Source organism: Sphingomonas sp. 35-24ZXX (assembly GCF_000786215.1).
In the GTDB taxonomy this organism is placed as follows: Bacteria; Pseudomonadota; Alphaproteobacteria; order Sphingomonadales; family Sphingomonadaceae; genus Blastomonas.
The window spans coordinates 465,326-480,268 of sequence record NZ_JROG01000004.1 but is presented as its reverse complement, the minus strand read 5'-3'; the positions used below and the strand labels follow the sequence as shown (position 1 = coordinate 480,268).

General features: G+C 61.7%; 14 protein-coding genes. 6 read left to right on the top strand and 8 right to left on the bottom strand.

Annotated elements, in window-relative coordinates; translation table 11 throughout:
- Positions 1 to 17 precede the first annotated feature (17 nt).
- Genes LI72_RS10395 through LI72_RS10380 form a run of 4 tightly spaced genes read right to left on the bottom strand, consistent with a single transcriptional unit; the run spans position 18 to position 3,521 of the window.
- Entirely contained in the window at positions 18 to 1,031 is a 1,014-nt protein-coding gene (locus LI72_RS10395; protein WP_033925787.1) for an aldo/keto reductase, read from the bottom strand.
- A 19-nt stretch (positions 1,032 to 1,050) separates the two neighbouring features.
- Positions 1,051 to 1,650 (bottom strand): NAD(P)H-binding protein, encoded by a 600-nt coding sequence (locus tag LI72_RS10390; RefSeq protein WP_033925786.1) that lies wholly within the window; start codon positions 1,648 to 1,650, stop codon positions 1,051 to 1,053.
- 7 nt (positions 1,651 to 1,657) lie between these two features.
- The gene (locus LI72_RS10385; RefSeq protein WP_033925785.1) at positions 1,658 to 2,647 is read right to left on the bottom strand and encodes an aldo/keto reductase; all 990 of its coding nucleotides are present in this window, start codon (positions 2,645 to 2,647) and stop codon (positions 1,658 to 1,660) included.
- A gap of 40 nt (positions 2,648 to 2,687) precedes the next feature.
- Positions 2,688 to 3,521: an SDR family oxidoreductase gene (locus LI72_RS10380; protein ID WP_033925784.1), complete on the bottom strand. Its 834-nt coding sequence runs from the start codon at positions 3,519 to 3,521 to the stop codon at positions 2,688 to 2,690.
- 116 nt (positions 3,522 to 3,637) lie between these two features.
- On the opposite strand from LI72_RS10380, the gene LI72_RS10375 reads away from it, so the two are divergent.
- The 3 genes from LI72_RS10375 (at position 3,638) to LI72_RS10365 (ending at position 6,800) form a co-directional block, all read left to right on the top strand.
- Positions 3,638 to 4,531 (top strand): LysR family transcriptional regulator, encoded by an 894-nt coding sequence (locus tag LI72_RS10375; RefSeq protein WP_033925783.1) that lies wholly within the window; start codon positions 3,638 to 3,640, stop codon positions 4,529 to 4,531.
- Positions 4,532 to 4,580: 49 nt separating this feature from the next.
- A complete protein-coding gene (locus LI72_RS10370) occupies positions 4,581 to 5,186 on the top strand; it encodes a TetR/AcrR family transcriptional regulator (RefSeq protein ID WP_033925782.1) in 606 nt (201 codons plus the stop codon).
- 174 nt (positions 5,187 to 5,360) lie between these two features.
- Entirely contained in the window at positions 5,361 to 6,800 is a 1,440-nt protein-coding gene (locus tag LI72_RS10365) for an NAD-dependent succinate-semialdehyde dehydrogenase (RefSeq protein WP_033925781.1), read from the top strand.
- A gap of 72 nt (positions 6,801 to 6,872) precedes the next feature.
- On the opposite strand, the gene LI72_RS10360 is transcribed toward LI72_RS10365, so the two are convergent.
- The gene (locus tag LI72_RS10360) at positions 6,873 to 7,301 is read right to left on the bottom strand and encodes a winged helix-turn-helix transcriptional regulator (protein WP_033925780.1); all 429 of its coding nucleotides are present in this window, start codon (positions 7,299 to 7,301) and stop codon (positions 6,873 to 6,875) included.
- Between the two features lie 156 nt (positions 7,302 to 7,457).
- Here LI72_RS10360 and LI72_RS10355 point away from each other — a divergent pair, with 156 nt between their 5' ends.
- Positions 7,458 to 8,414 carry an alpha/beta fold hydrolase gene (locus tag LI72_RS10355; protein ID WP_081984847.1) on the top strand — a complete coding sequence of 319 codons (957 nt, stop codon included), beginning with the start codon at positions 7,458 to 7,460 and terminating at the stop codon, positions 8,412 to 8,414.
- Between the two features lie 69 nt (positions 8,415 to 8,483).
- On the opposite strand, the gene LI72_RS10350 is transcribed toward LI72_RS10355, so the two are convergent.
- Positions 8,484 to 8,720, bottom strand: a complete 237-nt coding sequence (locus LI72_RS10350) for a GNAT family N-acetyltransferase (RefSeq protein ID WP_269429439.1) — start codon at positions 8,718 to 8,720, stop codon at positions 8,484 to 8,486.
- Positions 8,721 to 8,906: 186 nt separating this feature from the next.
- On the opposite strand from LI72_RS10350, the gene LI72_RS10345 reads away from it, so the two are divergent.
- Positions 8,907 to 9,437: a DsrE family protein gene (locus tag LI72_RS10345; protein WP_197051872.1), complete on the top strand. Its 531-nt coding sequence runs from the start codon at positions 8,907 to 8,909 to the stop codon at positions 9,435 to 9,437.
- Positions 9,438 to 9,553: 116 nt separating this feature from the next.
- Here the strand turns inward: LI72_RS10345 and LI72_RS10340 are convergent, their stop codons facing one another.
- Positions 9,554 to 11,140 (bottom strand): amidohydrolase, encoded by a 1,587-nt coding sequence (locus tag LI72_RS10340; RefSeq protein WP_156139596.1) that lies wholly within the window; start codon positions 11,138 to 11,140, stop codon positions 9,554 to 9,556.
- Between the two features lie 104 nt (positions 11,141 to 11,244).
- Positions 11,245 to 14,055, bottom strand: a complete 2,811-nt coding sequence (locus LI72_RS10335; RefSeq protein ID WP_231562425.1) for a TonB-dependent receptor plug domain-containing protein — start codon at positions 14,053 to 14,055, stop codon at positions 11,245 to 11,247.
- 371 nt (positions 14,056 to 14,426) lie between these two features.
- On the opposite strand from LI72_RS10335, the gene LI72_RS10330 reads away from it, so the two are divergent.
- Positions 14,427 to 14,939 (top strand): Lrp/AsnC family transcriptional regulator, encoded by a 513-nt coding sequence (locus LI72_RS10330; protein ID WP_033925778.1) that lies wholly within the window; start codon positions 14,427 to 14,429, stop codon positions 14,937 to 14,939.
- The last annotated feature ends 4 nt before the right edge of the window (positions 14,940 to 14,943 follow it).

Genomic DNA, 14,943 nt, shown 5'->3' with positions numbered 1-14,943 from the left:
TTAGGGCGGCATTGGCTTCAGGCGGTTTGCTTGAGCGGAGCCTCGACGCCGACCATCGCCTCGGCGCCTGCTGAATAGCGGTGGCCTGCAACCTCCAGACCATCGAGCGCCTTGCCGATCTCCGCCAGCTCATCCGACTTCAGCGCGATCCGGGCCGCACCCAGATTCTCCTCGAGCCGATGCGCCTTGGTGGTGCCGGGGATCGGGACGATATAGGGGCGCTGCGCCAGAAGCCATGCGAGCGCGACCTGTGCAGCCGTGGCATCGCGAGCCGCCCCCACGCGCTTGAGCAGATCGACAAAGGCCTGGTTCATGGCAAGTGCTTCGGGCTGGAAGCGCGGCGATGTGGTCCGGAAATCGTTCTTATCCAATCTGGTGTCCGCGCCGATGGCGCCCGTCAGAAAGCCCTTGCCGAGCGGACTGTAGGGCACAAAACCGATGCCCAGCTCGTCGCAGACATCCAGAATGCCGTTCGTTTCCGGCTCGCGCCACCAGAGCGAATATTCGTTCTGCACCGCTGCCACGGGCTGCACGGCATGCGCTCGGCGCAGTGTCTGGACCCCAGGCTCGGACAGGCCGAATGCCCTTGCCTTGCCTTCGGTGATGAGGTCACGGACGACGCCCGCGACGTCCTCGATCGGGACATCGGGATCGACACGGTGCTGATAGATCAGGTCCACGGTCTCGATGCCGAGACGCTTGAGTGAGCGTTCGACGATGGCGCGGATGTTTTCCGGGCGGCTCGAAACGCCGTTGATCTGGCCCGTCGCTGGATCGATGTCGAACCCGAACTTGGTGGCGATCACCACCTCGTCGCGGATCGGCCGCAGAGCTTCGCCGACCATGTCCTCATTGGTGAATGGGCCATAGATTTCGGCGGTGTCGAAAAAGGTGACGCCGCAGTCTGCTGCATGGCGGATAAGGGCGATGCCTTCTTCGCGGCTGATGCGGTGGCCATAGCTGAAATCGAGGCCCATGCAGCCGAAGCCGATTTCGCTGACGGTAAGGTTGCCGAGTTGGCGCTGTTTCATGATCTGCTCCTTGGGAATGCTAGGCGTTGGCGTGGTGCACGCCGAAGCTTTCGCCGATGCCGAAGCCGGGTTCGGTGACGAGCCGGACGATCAGGTCGGCGACGCTGGCGCGCGAGACGGTTTCCTGGGCATTGGTAAAAGGCTCGCCCTTGCGGGTCGTGCCATAGGCGATCGTGCTTTCGTCGGTCAGCCATGCGGGGCGGATGACCGTGGTATCGAGGCCCGAGGCCTCGACAATGGCGGCGCTGTCGCGATAGGGATCGAGGATGCGGCGATAGGGTTCGCCTGGAATCTCGCCGTAGATGCCCATCGAACTGATGAAGATCAGCCGGCGCACACCTTCTTTCTCCATCGCACCAAGGATCGCTTCGGCCTGCCGTGGCATATCGCCCGAGAGGTTGGCATAGACGATGTCCTGCCCTGCCATCGCTCCAGCAAGCGCGTCCTGATCGGTCGCATCGCCCTCGACAATCGTCACCCGCGGGTTTTCCGCCAGATGAGCAAGCCGGTGAGCGCGGCGAAGGAACAGGGTAAGATCCGCGTCACTTCGTTCGAGAAGCTGGCGGGTTGCAACGCGGGCAATCTGCCCGGCTGCCCCGATGATCAGAATCCTGGTCATGTCACCCTCAAAGGTAGGACATCTTCAGGACGGCGGCCGGCAGGCGTTCACCCTGAATGTCGATCTGGCTGACTGCTGTTTCGATCCGCTCGATACTGCCGGCGGTCAGCGCCACATCGGCAGCGCCAAGGTTTTCCTCGACCCGGTCGAGCCTGCGCGTGCCGAATATCGGAACGATGAACGGCGCACGGGCCAACAGCCAGGCCAGCGCGATTTGCGCCGGGGTAGCCTGCTGTTCGACTGCCATCCCGTGAAGCAGATCGACCAGCGCCTGATTAGCAGCGCGGGCTTCCGGGGTGAAGCGGGGCGAATGGGCGCGGAAATCGCTGCTGTCGAGCGACGTCGCGGCATCTATCTTGCCGGTGAGGAAACCGGCACCCAGCGGGCTCCACGGCACAAACCCGATGCCGAGCTCTTCGCACAACGGAAGCACCTTGGCCTCGGGCTCCCGGGTCCAGAGCGAGTATTCGCTCTGGATCGCGGTGACCGGTTGCACGGCATGGGCGCGGCGAATGGTTTCGGCTGCGGCTTCGGACATGCCGAAATGCCGCACCTTGCCCGCTGCGATCAGATCGCGCACGGTTCCGGCGACATCCTCGATCGGCACATCGGGGTCGACCCGGTGCTGGTAGAACAGGTCCACAGTCTCGATTCCCAGGCGCTTGAGGCTGTTATCGATCACCTTGCGGATCTGGTCGGGCCGACTGTTTACGCCTGCGCCGCGCTTGCCGGTGGCCTGGTCTATGTCAAAGCCGAACTTGGTGGCGATCACCACCTCGTCGCGGATCGGGCGCAGAGCCTCACCCACCAGTTCCTCATTGGTCCATGGGCCATAGGCCTCCGCGGTATCGAAAAAAGTCACGCCAAGGTCGTGCGCACCGCGGATGACGCGGATGGCCTCGCTGCGTTCAGGTGCCGCGCCATAGGTCGAGGCAAAGCTCATGGTGCCGAAGCCGATTTCACTGACGGAAAGGCCGCCCAGATTGCGCTGTCTCATGTCGAATGTCCTTTCGCGGTAACCGGGGGATGATCGATGATCAGTGCGGCGTCGGCAGCTTGCCTGCGCGCATCGCAGCCACCACACCACCATCGATCAACAGGTCGCTACCGGTGATAAAGCCCGCGTCCGGGCCGAGCAGGAAGTTCGCCGCAACCGCGATTTCCTCGGGAGAGGCCATCCGCTTCGAGGGCGAAGCCTCCACCATCGCGCGGAAGATGTCTCCCGACGGCGAGGCCAATTCGTGCGCGGCTAGCGGGGTAACGACGATGCCGGGGCTAATCGCATTGACCCGAGCGCCCTTCTCACCCCAACGCATGGCCTCGGCCTGCACGCGAAGGATATTGGCGCGCTTGGCTACCATATAGGCGATCATCCCGTTGGGCACGGCATCGCTGTTCAGGCAGGGCAGAGCCAGCAACTCCTCGGTGGGCGTATAGGCCAGCAGCTTCTCGTCTTCTTCAGGCAGGGGGCGCCGATGGTGCCCGGCCATGCTCGATACCACCAGGCCGGCACCGCCCGGAGCGATCACTTCGCCGAATATCTCGAACACCAAGGCGGTGCCGTAGAGGTCGACCTCGAGCACCTTTTCGGCAGGTGCCATATTGGGAGAAAGGCCGGCGGTGTTGATCACCTGCATCACCTGACCAAGCGTGGCGGCCTTGTCGGCCAGTGCTTGCACAGACGCGCGGCTGGTCACATCGACGGGCTGTGATTCGACATCGAAGCCCGCGTTCGCCATCCCTTCGGCCGCTGCGGCAAGGATGTCCTCGTTCCGGTCCGCGAGCAGAACCTTGTTGCCAAAGCCCTGGCGGCGCGCAATCGCGAGGCCAATGCCTCCTGCGCCAATCACGACAACCACATTCTTGTTCATAACTTCATCTCCTCACTTTGCAGCGGTCCGACGCTGGCTCGAGCAAGGATATAGATGCTGGGAATTTCAGTGATTAGGCGCTAAATTTTGCATGTAGCTATATCTGAGGGTTATCAATGAAACGCGAGGAACTGAATGATCTCGCCGTATTTCTCGCGGTTGCCGAGGCGCGCAGCTTTACGCGGGCGGCGGCGAAGCTGGGCACCTCACAATCCGCCATCAGCCAGATCGTCAAGCGGCTTGAGACTGGAATGGGGATCAAGCTGCTCACCCGCAACACGCGCAATGTCGCCCCTACCGAAGCGGGCGAACAACTGGTGGCAACCCTGCGCCCCGCATTCGACGAGATAGACGCCCGGCTTTCGGCGCTCAGCGCTTTGCGTGAACGTCCAGCGGGAACAGTGCGGATAACCTCCAGTCGCCATGCCGCAGAGGCGATCCTCTGGCCAGCTGTTAGCAAGCTTATCAGGGCATATCCCGATGTGACGGTCGAAATCTCGATCGACAGCCATCTGACCGACATTATCGGCGACCGGTTCGATGCAGGGATCCGTCTTGGCGAGCAGATCGAAAAAGACATGATCGCCGTGCGGATCGGTCCGGAGCTTCGGATGGCGGTGGTGGGCGCCCCTTCCTATTTCGCCACGCATGGCCGGCCAGGAACCCCTCAGGAACTCACCCGGCATGCGTGCATCAACATCCGCATGCAGACCCGGGGCGGGCTATATGCCTGGGAATTCGGCAAGGATGGGCGGGATCTCAATGTCCGTGTCGAAGGTCCGGTGATCGCCAATGACGTGCCGATGGTCCTGCTCGCGGCTGCAGACGGGCTCGGGCTGGCCTGCGTGCTGGAAGACCAGGCGCAGGCGCTGTTGGAAGCCGGACAGCTAGAGCGCGTGCTGGACGACTGGTGCCCGCCTTTTGCCGGTTACCACCTTTACTATCCTGATCGCCGCCAGTTGCCGCCAGCCTTTTCGTTGCTGGTCAACGCGCTGCGCTATCGCGGCTGAGGCAAAGGCATTATTTGTCGCTTGCTGACAAATATGTCATGGCACGCGCATGGTGGATGTTCAGAACGCCCGATCGGGCCTGAGAGAGCGCAAGAAGGACAAGACTCGCGCCGCGCTGCTGGAAGCGGCGCTGCGGCTGTTTGCGCAACAGGGCTTCGCCGAAACCACGATCAACCAGATCGCCGCCGAGGTCGATGTCTCGGCGCGCACCCTACTGCGCTATTTCCCCACCAAGGAAGACATCGTCGTCAGCCAGGTGGAAGACAGCGTGGCGGTTTTCCGCACTGCCTTTTCGCTGCATTGCACCGATCACTCTGTCCGCGCAGCGCTTCTGGCGAGCGCCCGCGCCTTGCTGGACCATTACGAGACGCAGACCGACTTCTATCTCGCCATCGAACGCGCGATCGCCGCCTCGCCGGAAATTCGCGCAAGAAAGCTGGGCCTGTCGGCCGAGCTAGTCGACGAGCTGGCGACCTTGGCGAGCCAGTGCAGCGATGGGCAGGCTCAACCGGTCTGGCTGGCGAGGCTGCACACGGAGATCGTGTTTTCGATGGTCAGGGCGGTCATCGGCCGCTGGGTCGAGGCGGACGGCAATTCCTCGCTCCGCACCTTGTTCGATGAGGCGCTCAGGCTGACTGGTATCGCACAAACATAAAGTGTCATCAGTTGACATTTGACATTTAGCGACATAAATTGGGTGTGCAGTGCGCAGCTCCGTTCGAGGCTTCGCATCTGCTGTCGTCGGGCCATCGTTTGAGCCCTGTTCCCTTGCAAGCAGCGTATCGTGCCAGTGCACGCGCCATTGCTGCGCCCTGAGCGGAGTTACCCCATGCCTTCCCCCGAATACGTGCCCCTCTATCAATGGATCAATGGCGAGCGGCTGTCCGGCGCCGGACGCGAAACCAGCCCCGTGATCAACCCTTTCAACGGCGACCTTCTGGGCGAGATGCCGCACGCGACCGACGCCGATCTTGAAGCCGCACTCCAATCCTCACAGCGTGCCTTCAGGCAGTGGCGGAAGACACCGGCATGGGAACGCTCGGCGATTATCCTCAAGGCCGTCGAGCTCATGCGCGAACGCTTCGAGCAGTTTGTGACGATTCTCACGTTGGAGGTGGGCAAGCCGCTGGCTGAGGCTCGCATGGAAATGGGCCTAACGATCGACTCGATGATCTGGGCCGGTGAAGAGGCCAAGCGCATCTATGGCCGAACGGTCGAATCGCGCCTGCCGCATGGCCGCGCCATCATTTCGCGCGAACCGATCGGCCCGGTTGCTGCCTTTGCGCCATGGAATGTTCCTGCGCTACTCACCGGCCGCAAGATTGCCGCAGCGCTGGCGGCGGGCTGCTCGATGATCATCAAGCCATCGGAAGAAACCCCCGGCAGCTGCCTGCTCATCGCCCAGGCCTTCGCCGATGCGGGACTGCCCGCTGGTGTCTTGAATGTGGTGCTCGGCGACCCGGCGCATATCTCGCGCACGCTCATCTCCTCACCGGTCATCCGCAAGGTCTCCTTCACCGGGCCTACTCCGGTGGGCAAGGAGCTGGCTGCACTAGCCGCAGAGCAGGTCACGCCGGTGACGATGGAACTGGGAGGTCATGCCCCGGTGATCGTTTGCGACGACGCGGATATCGATGCCGTCGTTGCCGCTTCTGTGCCCAACAAGTTCTTCAACGCAGGCGCGAGCTGCATCGCGCCAACGCGCTTCTATGTGCAAGATGCGGTCCATGATGCCTTTGTCGAAAAGTTCACGACTGCAACCAAGGCGATCAGGGTCGGCGATGGGTTCGATCCTGCGACCCAGATGGGGCCACTGGCCAATGCGCGCCGCCTTGCAGCCATGGACCGTCTGATCGCCGACGCGCTAGGCCATGGCGCGATCCTTGCTACCGGCGGCAAGCGGATCGGCGATGACGGGTTCCTGTTCGAGCCGACCGTGCTCCTGAATGTGCCGGAGGACGCGCAGATCATGAACGACGAGCCGTTCGGACCGGTGGCGATCATCTCTCGCTTTTCCGACATGGACGATGCGATCGAAAAGGCCAATCGCCTGCCATTCGGCCTTGCGGCCTATGCCTTCACCAGCAACACCACCCGCGCACAGACGCTTTCGGATGAACTGGAGAGCGGGATGGTGGGGATCAACACCTATTATTTCGGCATGCCCGAAGCGCCGTTCGGTGGCGTCAAGCAAAGCGGCTATGGCAGCGAGAACGGAACCGAAGGGATCGATGCCTATCTTGTGACCAAGTTCACCCATCAGGGCTGATCAGGGCCATGACGCAATGAATGCGCGCCGGGCTGCGCCCATCCGCAGCCCGGCATTTGCGTGACCCTCAATTCAACCTTCGGCTTCGGGAATAATCACTCTGATCGGTCTTGTGCCGATCGGATCGCCTGTCACCCGATCGATGGCCACAGGCTCGAGCTCGATACCGCTTGCGGCATCAAGATATCGCACCAAGTCGCCTCCGGGCCGATGCGTGCGGCCCCATTGAGCGATGAGCATCAGGATCGGTCGCAGATCGCGCCCGGCAGGCGTGAGCCGGTATTCGTCGCGCGGCGGATTGTCCTGATAGCGAACACGCTCCAGCAAACCCTCTTCCGTCAGCATGGCAAGCCGCTTGGTCAGCACCGTGGGCGCAATGCCCAGGTTCTTGCGGAAGCTGTCGAAGCGGGTCGCCCCACCCAGCGCATCGCGCAGGATCAGCAGGCTCCAGGTGTCGCCGAATGCGGAAATACCGCGCGCGATCGGGCAAGGCGTATCCATCCATCAACCTCAATATCATTTTGATAGTGACTTGCTACGAATTGCGTAGTAACACGCTATCGAATCGATATCTACCCGATTCCATCATCCCAGACCCAGCCGGCATCCTCGATTGCCGCAGTAAACCCGCTTGTCGCGGGCCCAAGGAGTATTGCCATGAACCTTTCACGCAGAACCATCTTCAAGTCGGGTGCCGGCGCCGCCGCTGCCCTTGCCGTGTCGGCTAACGTCCCGGCGGCAGGCGCACTCAGCGCTGGAACAGAACCGGATTACGCCCACGCCCCCACCCTCTATCTGGTGACCGGCGGACGCAGGCTGTCCTATCGCCGGGTCGGCACCGGCAGGCCGCTGGTGCTGTTCAACCGGTTTCGCGGTACGCTCGACACCTGGGACCCGCTGTTCATCGACAGCCTGGCCGGACAGGGCTTCGAGGTGATCACGTTCGATTATTCGGGCCTTGGTCTTTCGACGGGCGAGCGCAGTTACGATCCGCCCGCTCTGGTCAAGGATGCACGCGAGCTTATCCTCGGCCTCGGTCTGAAGGACGTCGCTATCGGCGGCTGGTCCCTGGGAGGAATAGTCGCGCAGATCTATCTCGCCATGTTCGGCGCAGAGATCAGCCATGTCGTGCTGATCGGAACCACACCTCCGGGCCAACTGGTGAAGACCGCCGAACAGCTGTTCTACGACACCGCTGCCAAGCCTGGCGCGGATCTGGACCAGTTCACCACCGTGTTCTTCGAGCCTACCGACAAAGGCAGCCGCGAAGCCTCGGCGCGATCGTTCGAACGCATCTTCAGCCGCCAGGAGGATCGCAGCCCCGACGTCGATGCACAGTGGGCGATTGCCCAGATTGGCACCACCCCCCGCAACCCGGCATTTCCGGTCGAGGATATTCTTCAGGTTCTGAAGAACAGCACGGTGCCGATCCTGCATCTTGGCGGCGACCATGATATCATCTTCCCGGTAGAAAACTGGTATGCGCTCAATGGTCAGCTGCCGACGATGCATCTGATCACCTATCCTCGCGCGGGCCATGGTCCCCAGCATCAGTATCCCGAGGCAGCAGCGAGCCAGATCGGATCGTTCCTGAAAGCGACGCCGCTCGCCTGACCAAAGATGCTCATCCTCGCGCGCAGGGCGCGCGAGGTGTCGGGGTTTCTCAAAGGTGCGCCTCACGGGTCACTGAGTACGGGCAAAAGGTACCTGTTCCAGCAAATGCGTGAAGCGCACCTTGGCAGTGTCAGGCGCGCCGGCGCGGCGATAGAACACGATCGCCCGCTCGTTCCAGGCCAGGGTCTGCCATTCCATCCGGTCAGCACCGCAGACGAGGGCATGATCGGCGGCCGAGCTCAGCAGCATGGCACTTAGCCCGAGCCCGCGGCTGGCATCGAGCGCATGGCCAGCGCGGCAGACCAGCCATAATGCCGTTTTAGGACTTCGGGAACACGTGCCTGCTGCTGGCGCGTGCCCGCGAAGGCGCTTGGGTTTTCACGACGAGGAGTGAGCGAAACTCTGTGCAGGCTAGGCGTCGGGCGCGATGGAGGCTAGCCTGCGGGGGTTGCGACGAAGCTTCGATCATCGATGAGTCAAAAAGGATCTGCCATGCGCATTCCTGTTACTGCACTTGCCCTTCTGATAGCCGCTCCTGCATGGGGTCAGGCCTATCAGACCCCGGTACCTTCGGCTGGAACCCCGAAAGACATTCCGGGGGCCATGGAAAAGCCGGACCGGGCGCTCCAGTACCGCATCCTGTTCGACGTGTCTGAACCCAACCGCGACAAGGCGCAGCCGCACCAGACGTTGCGCCGCGCGGGCAGCCTGTTGAACGCAACGGCAGCCAATGGGGTCAAGCCAGAGGCACGGGCGATCGCAATCGTCGTGCATGGCGCACCGGATGCGAACCTGTTGACCGATGCCGCCCATATCAAGCGCTTTGGCAAGCCCAACCCCAGCCGTGCCCTTCTGGAAGAGCTGGCCGCAGCGGGGGTTTCGATCCGCATCTGCGGTCAATCCTATCTTGCCCGCGGCTACGCGCGTGACGAGCTGCACCCGGTGGTGCAGCTGGACCTCATGGCCATGGTGACCATCGCCAACCTGATGGCACAAGGCTATGGCGTGGTTCGCGACGACTGATCCTGCAGCGCACCCGCGCCGCTGCACCCGGATCGTATCCTGCCTGGGTCATGACAACGCGAGACGCCGCCCCTGTCGCCAGAGGCGGCGCCGCGCCATGACCGTTTGCTGGCCTGTTATTGCGGGGTCAATTGGGGGTAGCTGACGCCCAGCTGCTCCAGATAGCTGTCGTATTTGCTGGGGTCGTAATAGAATTTCTTCAGCTCGGGACGGATGCGATCCATCAGTTCCTTGTTTAGGTGGATCGCCGGCTGGTCTTCTGCGGTGAGCACCGGGTCGTATTTCTGGTCCTTCAGCTGGACGGTCTGGAAATAGGTCTTGGCATCACTGACAAGCTTGGGAGTCGTCATCACATCCAGCACCGTCAGTGCCACCGCCTTGGCCCCAGCAACGGCACCCTTGTGCGCCACCGGCGTTGCCATCGCGATCGCCGAGGTGACGTTGTGGCCGATCATGCTGGGGATGTTGGACGGGAAGCGGATGGTGATCGTCGGCACCGTCCACATGATGTCGCCGATATCGTCCGATCCCCCACCGGTCGAGGGCTTGCGGTTTTCGGGGGTCGAAAGCGGCTCGACTTTGGTCTTGAGCGGCTCGACCTTGAACTTCAGCGCCTCTTGCACCGCCTTCGCGAAGGCCTGGTCTTCAAAAGACCATTTGGGCATCCCGACCATCTCGATATTGGCGTGCGCCGCCTCGGCCAGTGGCTTGTTGCCAAAATTGGGGGCCGCATAGCCGAGCACGCGGCGGCTGACGAATGTTCCCGTGGCCTTCGCAGCCGCCTCGGCAATATCGCTGCCCGTGTTGTACAGATCACGAACGGATTGGAACGTCTGCTCGCGGAAATAATACCAGACCGTCGCCTCGCCCGGAACGATGTTGGGCTGGCCGCCTCCGTTGGTGATGACATAATGCGAACGCTGGGTCAGCGGCATATGCTCGCGGCGCATGTTCCACGCGATGTTCATCAGTTCGACCGCGTCCAGCGCGCTGCGCCCCGACCAGGGCGAGGCGGCTGCGTGGCTGGTAATGCCCTTGAAAGTGTATTCGACCGAGACCATCCCGTTGTTGCCGGAATCGCCATAGCTGGTGCCGAAGCTCGAGGAGACGTGCGTGAAGATCGAGACGTCGACATCCTTGAACATCCCTGCACGCACATAGAAAGCCTTGGTCGCCAGCAGCTCTTCGGCCACGCCCGGCCACAGCATCAGCTTGCCCTTGATGCCATGCTTGGTCATCACCTCCTTGGCGGCGATGGCGGCCGCAACGATCAGCGGCATGCCCGAATTGTGCCCCTCGCCATGCCCTGGCGCGCCGGGGATCAGCGGCTTGATCTGCGGCACGCCGGGGACCTGCGACAGCCCCAGCAACCCATCGACATCGGATCCCAGCGCCACTGTCGGTCCATCGCCATTGTCCCATGTCGCGGTCCATGCCGTCGGGATGCCCGCGACACCCATGGTGATGGTAAAACCGTTCTTGGCGAGGATACCGGTGAGATATTCGGCGGTCTGGAATTCCTGGAAGCCGGGCTCCTGGAAGCTGTAGACGGAATCGACCATTTCCTGGACCAGCTTGGCCTGCTCATCGACCTCGGCGATCGCCTCCTTCTTCAGCGCGGTCGAGGCCTTAGCATGGGCGGCCAGCGGGGTGGATGCCATCAACAAGGCGGTGAGCAGTTTCATCGAACGATTCTTCATCATCATCATGCGGTTCCTGATATCAGTCTGTTGGGATGTGGCGGTGCGGACGCTGGTCACGATGGGGCACGGAACATGCGTGAAACCGTGCCCCACCGTGTCTGCGATCAGATTGTCAGGCGAACGCCCACGCGGAAGACGCGTCCCAGCACATCGTAAAGGTTGCGGTTGGTCTGGGGATAGGCAGGCGTGTTGTCCCCGGTGGGGCCATTGCCGACCAGGACCGGATCGGTGTTGAGCACGTTGCGAACGTACAGGAACAATTCCGCCTGTTGCTTGGCGATTTCGAAGCGCTTGGTCAGCGACACATCCAGATACCATTGCCCGTCGATGTGATTGTCATTGATCGTGCGGAAATCGGGCGTCGAAAGCGGGCAGCCGCTCTGGCACTCGATGAAGTTGTTGCTGTACACCCCGTCGGAGAAGCCGCGACCGACGACGTTCACCGACCAGTCTTCGGTGTCGTAATTGGCCGAGAGGCGATAGTTCCACGATGGCGTCGCATCGCCGCCACCGCCATTCTGCCCGGCGAGGTCGACCGGCGCGTTGATGCCGTTGTTGGTGATGTTGTCGATATAGTGCGACACCACCGCACGCAGCGTCAGGTTGCCCGGGCCGATCGCGCGGCGATAGCTTGCCTCGAAATCGATGCCGCGCACCTTGATCGACGCGAAGTTGAACGGCACCAGGGTGATCGTGCTGATGTCGTTGGGGCTGGCAAACGCGATCTGCGCGCACTGCGACTGTATATTCTGCTCGAAGCACAGATTGGCGGTGGTCTGCGCGGTAATGTTGGCGATGGCATCCTTGAGCGAGATGTCGAAATAATCGACCGAGGCGGCAAAGCCCGGCAGGAATGTCGGCGTGAACACGGCGCCGACGCCCCATGTGCGCGCGACTTCCGGGCTCAGGTTGACGTTGCCGGTGGTCTGTTCGAGAAATGTGTCTGCCCGTGTTCCCCCGCCTGCGACCGGAACGTTGACGGTGTTGGTCCGGCCGGTGCCGGGCGCGAACAGGTCGTTGAGGTTGGGCGCACGGATATCGCGAGAGCGGGTGACGCGGAATTTGAGGTCGTCGATCACCTGGAATGTGCCGCCCAGCTTCCAGGTGACGACCGTGCCGGAGGTGGAATAGTCGGTGACACGCAGGGCACCGTTCAGGTCAACCCCGTCGTAGACCGGGAACACGGTTTCGATAAAGGCTTCCTTCACATCGAAGTCACCCACCGTGACCCTGTAGTTTCCGTAGAGAAAGCCCAGGTTGTTGGGTGCGGCCGGGTTCAGCGACCCGTTGACCTTCTCGCGGCGGTATTCCGCGCCGAAGGCCAGGCTGACCGGGCCGGCCCAGTTCTCGAACAGGCTGGCAGTCTGGAAGGTGACCGCTGCCACATCCTGCTGCAGCCGCTGGCGACGCGAGGGTTGCAGGCCGTCGTTGAAGATGTAGTTGAGCGCAGCCTCGCTCGGTGTGGCAAGGCCGATGCGGTTGATCGGCACGCAGCCGTTGGTGGGGTTTGTCAGCGTCGAACGGCAGACGATGGCCCCGGCGGAGTTGCGCACCGCATCGGTTGCCAGGGCGAGGCGGGACGTGACCCAGGTATTGGTCAGCGTCTCCTGCGTCTTGGCGATGCCGAGCTGATAATAGGCGTCATAGTTCCATGCGATGCTGCCGGTGTCGAAATCACCCTTGGCCCCGACGACATAGCGATACACATCGCGGGTGTTGTCGCTGCCCTGCGCGGGGATGCCGAAGTTGCCGGTGCCGATGGTCACGCTGTTGAGGTTGTTGGCCACCATCAGTGCACGAAAGGCATCAGGCAGGAAGGCATTGTCGCGCTGGATGGTCACCGAGGGCGAGGGCGTCTTCTGGTAGAAGCTCTGCCCCTCGTAGCGCGAATAGGACCCCTGCGCATAAAGCTCGAATGCGGGCGAGATCTCGAAGCTGGCGCGGCCGAAGACGTTGATGCGCTTTTCATCGGGGGCAAGCGAGTTGGAGCTGAAATGACCCTCACGGCTGATCAGGTAATCGCCGCCCTGCATCCACTGGCCACGCGTGGGCCCATAGGTGAACTGGTTGAGGCTGGCCTGCCCGGTGGCGGGGTTGATCGACCCGAAATAGGTACCTCGCAGCGGGCCCGAGTTGACGATGCCGCCCGGCGTGAACTGATAGGTGCCGATATTGCTGCCGACAAACCGTTCAGGCTGGCCGTTGCCCTGGACAAAGGCCGGGTTGTCGATCTGGAAAAAGCCGCTGTCCTGCCATTTGCGGTCGTAGGTATCGACACCTCTCTGGGTGAAATAGTCACCTGCCAGCAGCAATTTTCCCCGGCCATCGGCAAACTGGGTGCCACCGGTTAGCCGCACCAGATGGTTGGGAACGTCGCCATAGGTGGTGACACCATGTTCGTATTCGAGCTTGAGCCCGGTGAAATCCTTGTCGAGGATGAAGTTGACGACGCCCGCGACGGCGTCCGAGCCATAAGCGGAAGAGGCACCGCCGGTCACCACTTCAACGCCCTTGATCAGCCCCTGCGGCACGGTCTGGACATCGACGAAGCCGACGGTGGCCGATGCGACCGAGCGCTGGCCGTCGATCAGGATCAGCGTGCGGTTTGCACCCAGGTTGCGCAGGTTGATCGTCGCGATCCCAGCCTGACCGTTCGAGAGCGATCCCGAGTTGGTCGAGGAGGACTGGCTGCCCTTCACCGCGGGGAGTGTGCTGACATAGTCGCCGATATTGGCCTGGGGTTCGGCATCCAGCTCTGCCTCGGTCACGACATTGACTGGGGTCGGGGCGTCATAGCCGTCGCGCGCGATGCGCGAGCCGGTCACCGTGATCACCTTGCTGGGATCGCCCTCGGCAGGCTGCTCTTCGGCCGCCTCGGTTGTGGTCTGCGCGCAGGCAGCTGATGCCTGCAACACGCCGGGCAGCGATGCTGCACAAAGAAAAAGCGTCTTGGCTGAAAGTATGCGGCGCGAATTTAGTGCTGAAAAAGACCCCATGGATTATCCCCCATTTCAAGAATACTAGGGCCTTTCGTCACCTTCTCCCTTTTTGATATTTTATTATTGTTGACCGGCCGTAAGCATCATTATAGATGTCTGCAGGCCGCTTTGATGTAACATTGTTACCGCACGTCGCTCTCCGGGATGGTCGGTTTTCAAAATTGCGCGACTGCGGCAGTTCCCCTGATGGAGCAAAGGCTAACAGAAAATTTGCAGAAAAATCTGCCAAAATTGCAGCAGATTTGACGACATAATGTGAGTTTCAGAACCATAAGCTGGGTATTTTGATGGAATCCACCAAAGTTGAACTGGACAGAATCGATTTTCGAATTCTCGAAGCCCTGTCGGCGGACGGCCGGATGTCGGATGTGGCGCTGGGCGAATCGATCAACCTATCGAGCACGGCGGTCGCGCGTCGCCGCCGGATTATGGAGGAATCCGGGGTCATCACAGGCTACAATGCCAACCTGTCGCTGCAGGCGCTGGGGTTTTCCGGCGTTGTCATCGTAATGGTAGAATTGAGGTCGCAAGCCGAGCATATTCTGGACGAATTTGAGCAAGAGGTCGTCAAGTGCCCTTCAATTTCCTATTGCGGCTTTATTTCAGGCGACACCGATTTCATCATCATGATCCATGTCAGCTCACTGGACGAATACGACAACATCTATCGCCGCGAACTTTCCAACCTGCCGCATGTCGCCAAAATCCGCAGCAGCTTCGTCCTGCGCGAAGTGGCGCGCCGCACAACAGTGCCGGTCATCTTCGAGCGCGGCAAGAAGCAGACCAACGGCCGCGGCTGACCGA

Excerpts from the sequence above, each read along its gene's own strand:
- LI72_RS10385 (WP_033925785.1), bottom strand. The coding sequence starts at position 2,647 with ATGAGACAGCGCAATCTGGGCGGCCTTTCCGTCAGTGAAATCGGCTTC.
- LI72_RS10380 (WP_033925784.1), bottom strand. The coding sequence starts at position 3,521 with ATGAACAAGAATGTGGTTGTCGTGATTGGCGCAGGAGGCATTGGCCTC.
- LI72_RS10345 (WP_197051872.1), top strand. The coding sequence starts at position 8,907 with ATGCGCATTCCTGTTACTGCACTTGCCCTTCTGATAGCCGCTCCTGCA.
- LI72_RS10395 (WP_033925787.1), bottom strand. The coding sequence starts at position 1,031 with ATGAAACAGCGCCAACTCGGCAACCTTACCGTCAGCGAAATCGGCTTC.
- LI72_RS10360 (WP_033925780.1), bottom strand. The coding sequence starts at position 7,301 with ATGGATACGCCTTGCCCGATCGCGCGCGGTATTTCCGCATTCGGCGAC.
- LI72_RS10330 (WP_033925778.1), top strand. The coding sequence starts at position 14,427 with ATGGAATCCACCAAAGTTGAACTGGACAGAATCGATTTTCGAATTCTC.
- LI72_RS10370 (WP_033925782.1), top strand. The coding sequence starts at position 4,581 with ATGGTGGATGTTCAGAACGCCCGATCGGGCCTGAGAGAGCGCAAGAAG.
- LI72_RS10340 (WP_156139596.1), bottom strand. The coding sequence starts at position 11,140 with ATGATGAAGAATCGTTCGATGAAACTGCTCACCGCCTTGTTGATGGCA.
- LI72_RS10375 (WP_033925783.1), top strand. The coding sequence starts at position 3,638 with ATGAAACGCGAGGAACTGAATGATCTCGCCGTATTTCTCGCGGTTGCC.
- LI72_RS10355 (WP_081984847.1), top strand. The coding sequence starts at position 7,458 with ATGAACCTTTCACGCAGAACCATCTTCAAGTCGGGTGCCGGCGCCGCC.
- LI72_RS10390 (WP_033925786.1), bottom strand. The coding sequence starts at position 1,650 with ATGACCAGGATTCTGATCATCGGGGCAGCCGGGCAGATTGCCCGCGTT.
- LI72_RS10365 (WP_033925781.1), top strand. The coding sequence starts at position 5,361 with ATGCCTTCCCCCGAATACGTGCCCCTCTATCAATGGATCAATGGCGAG.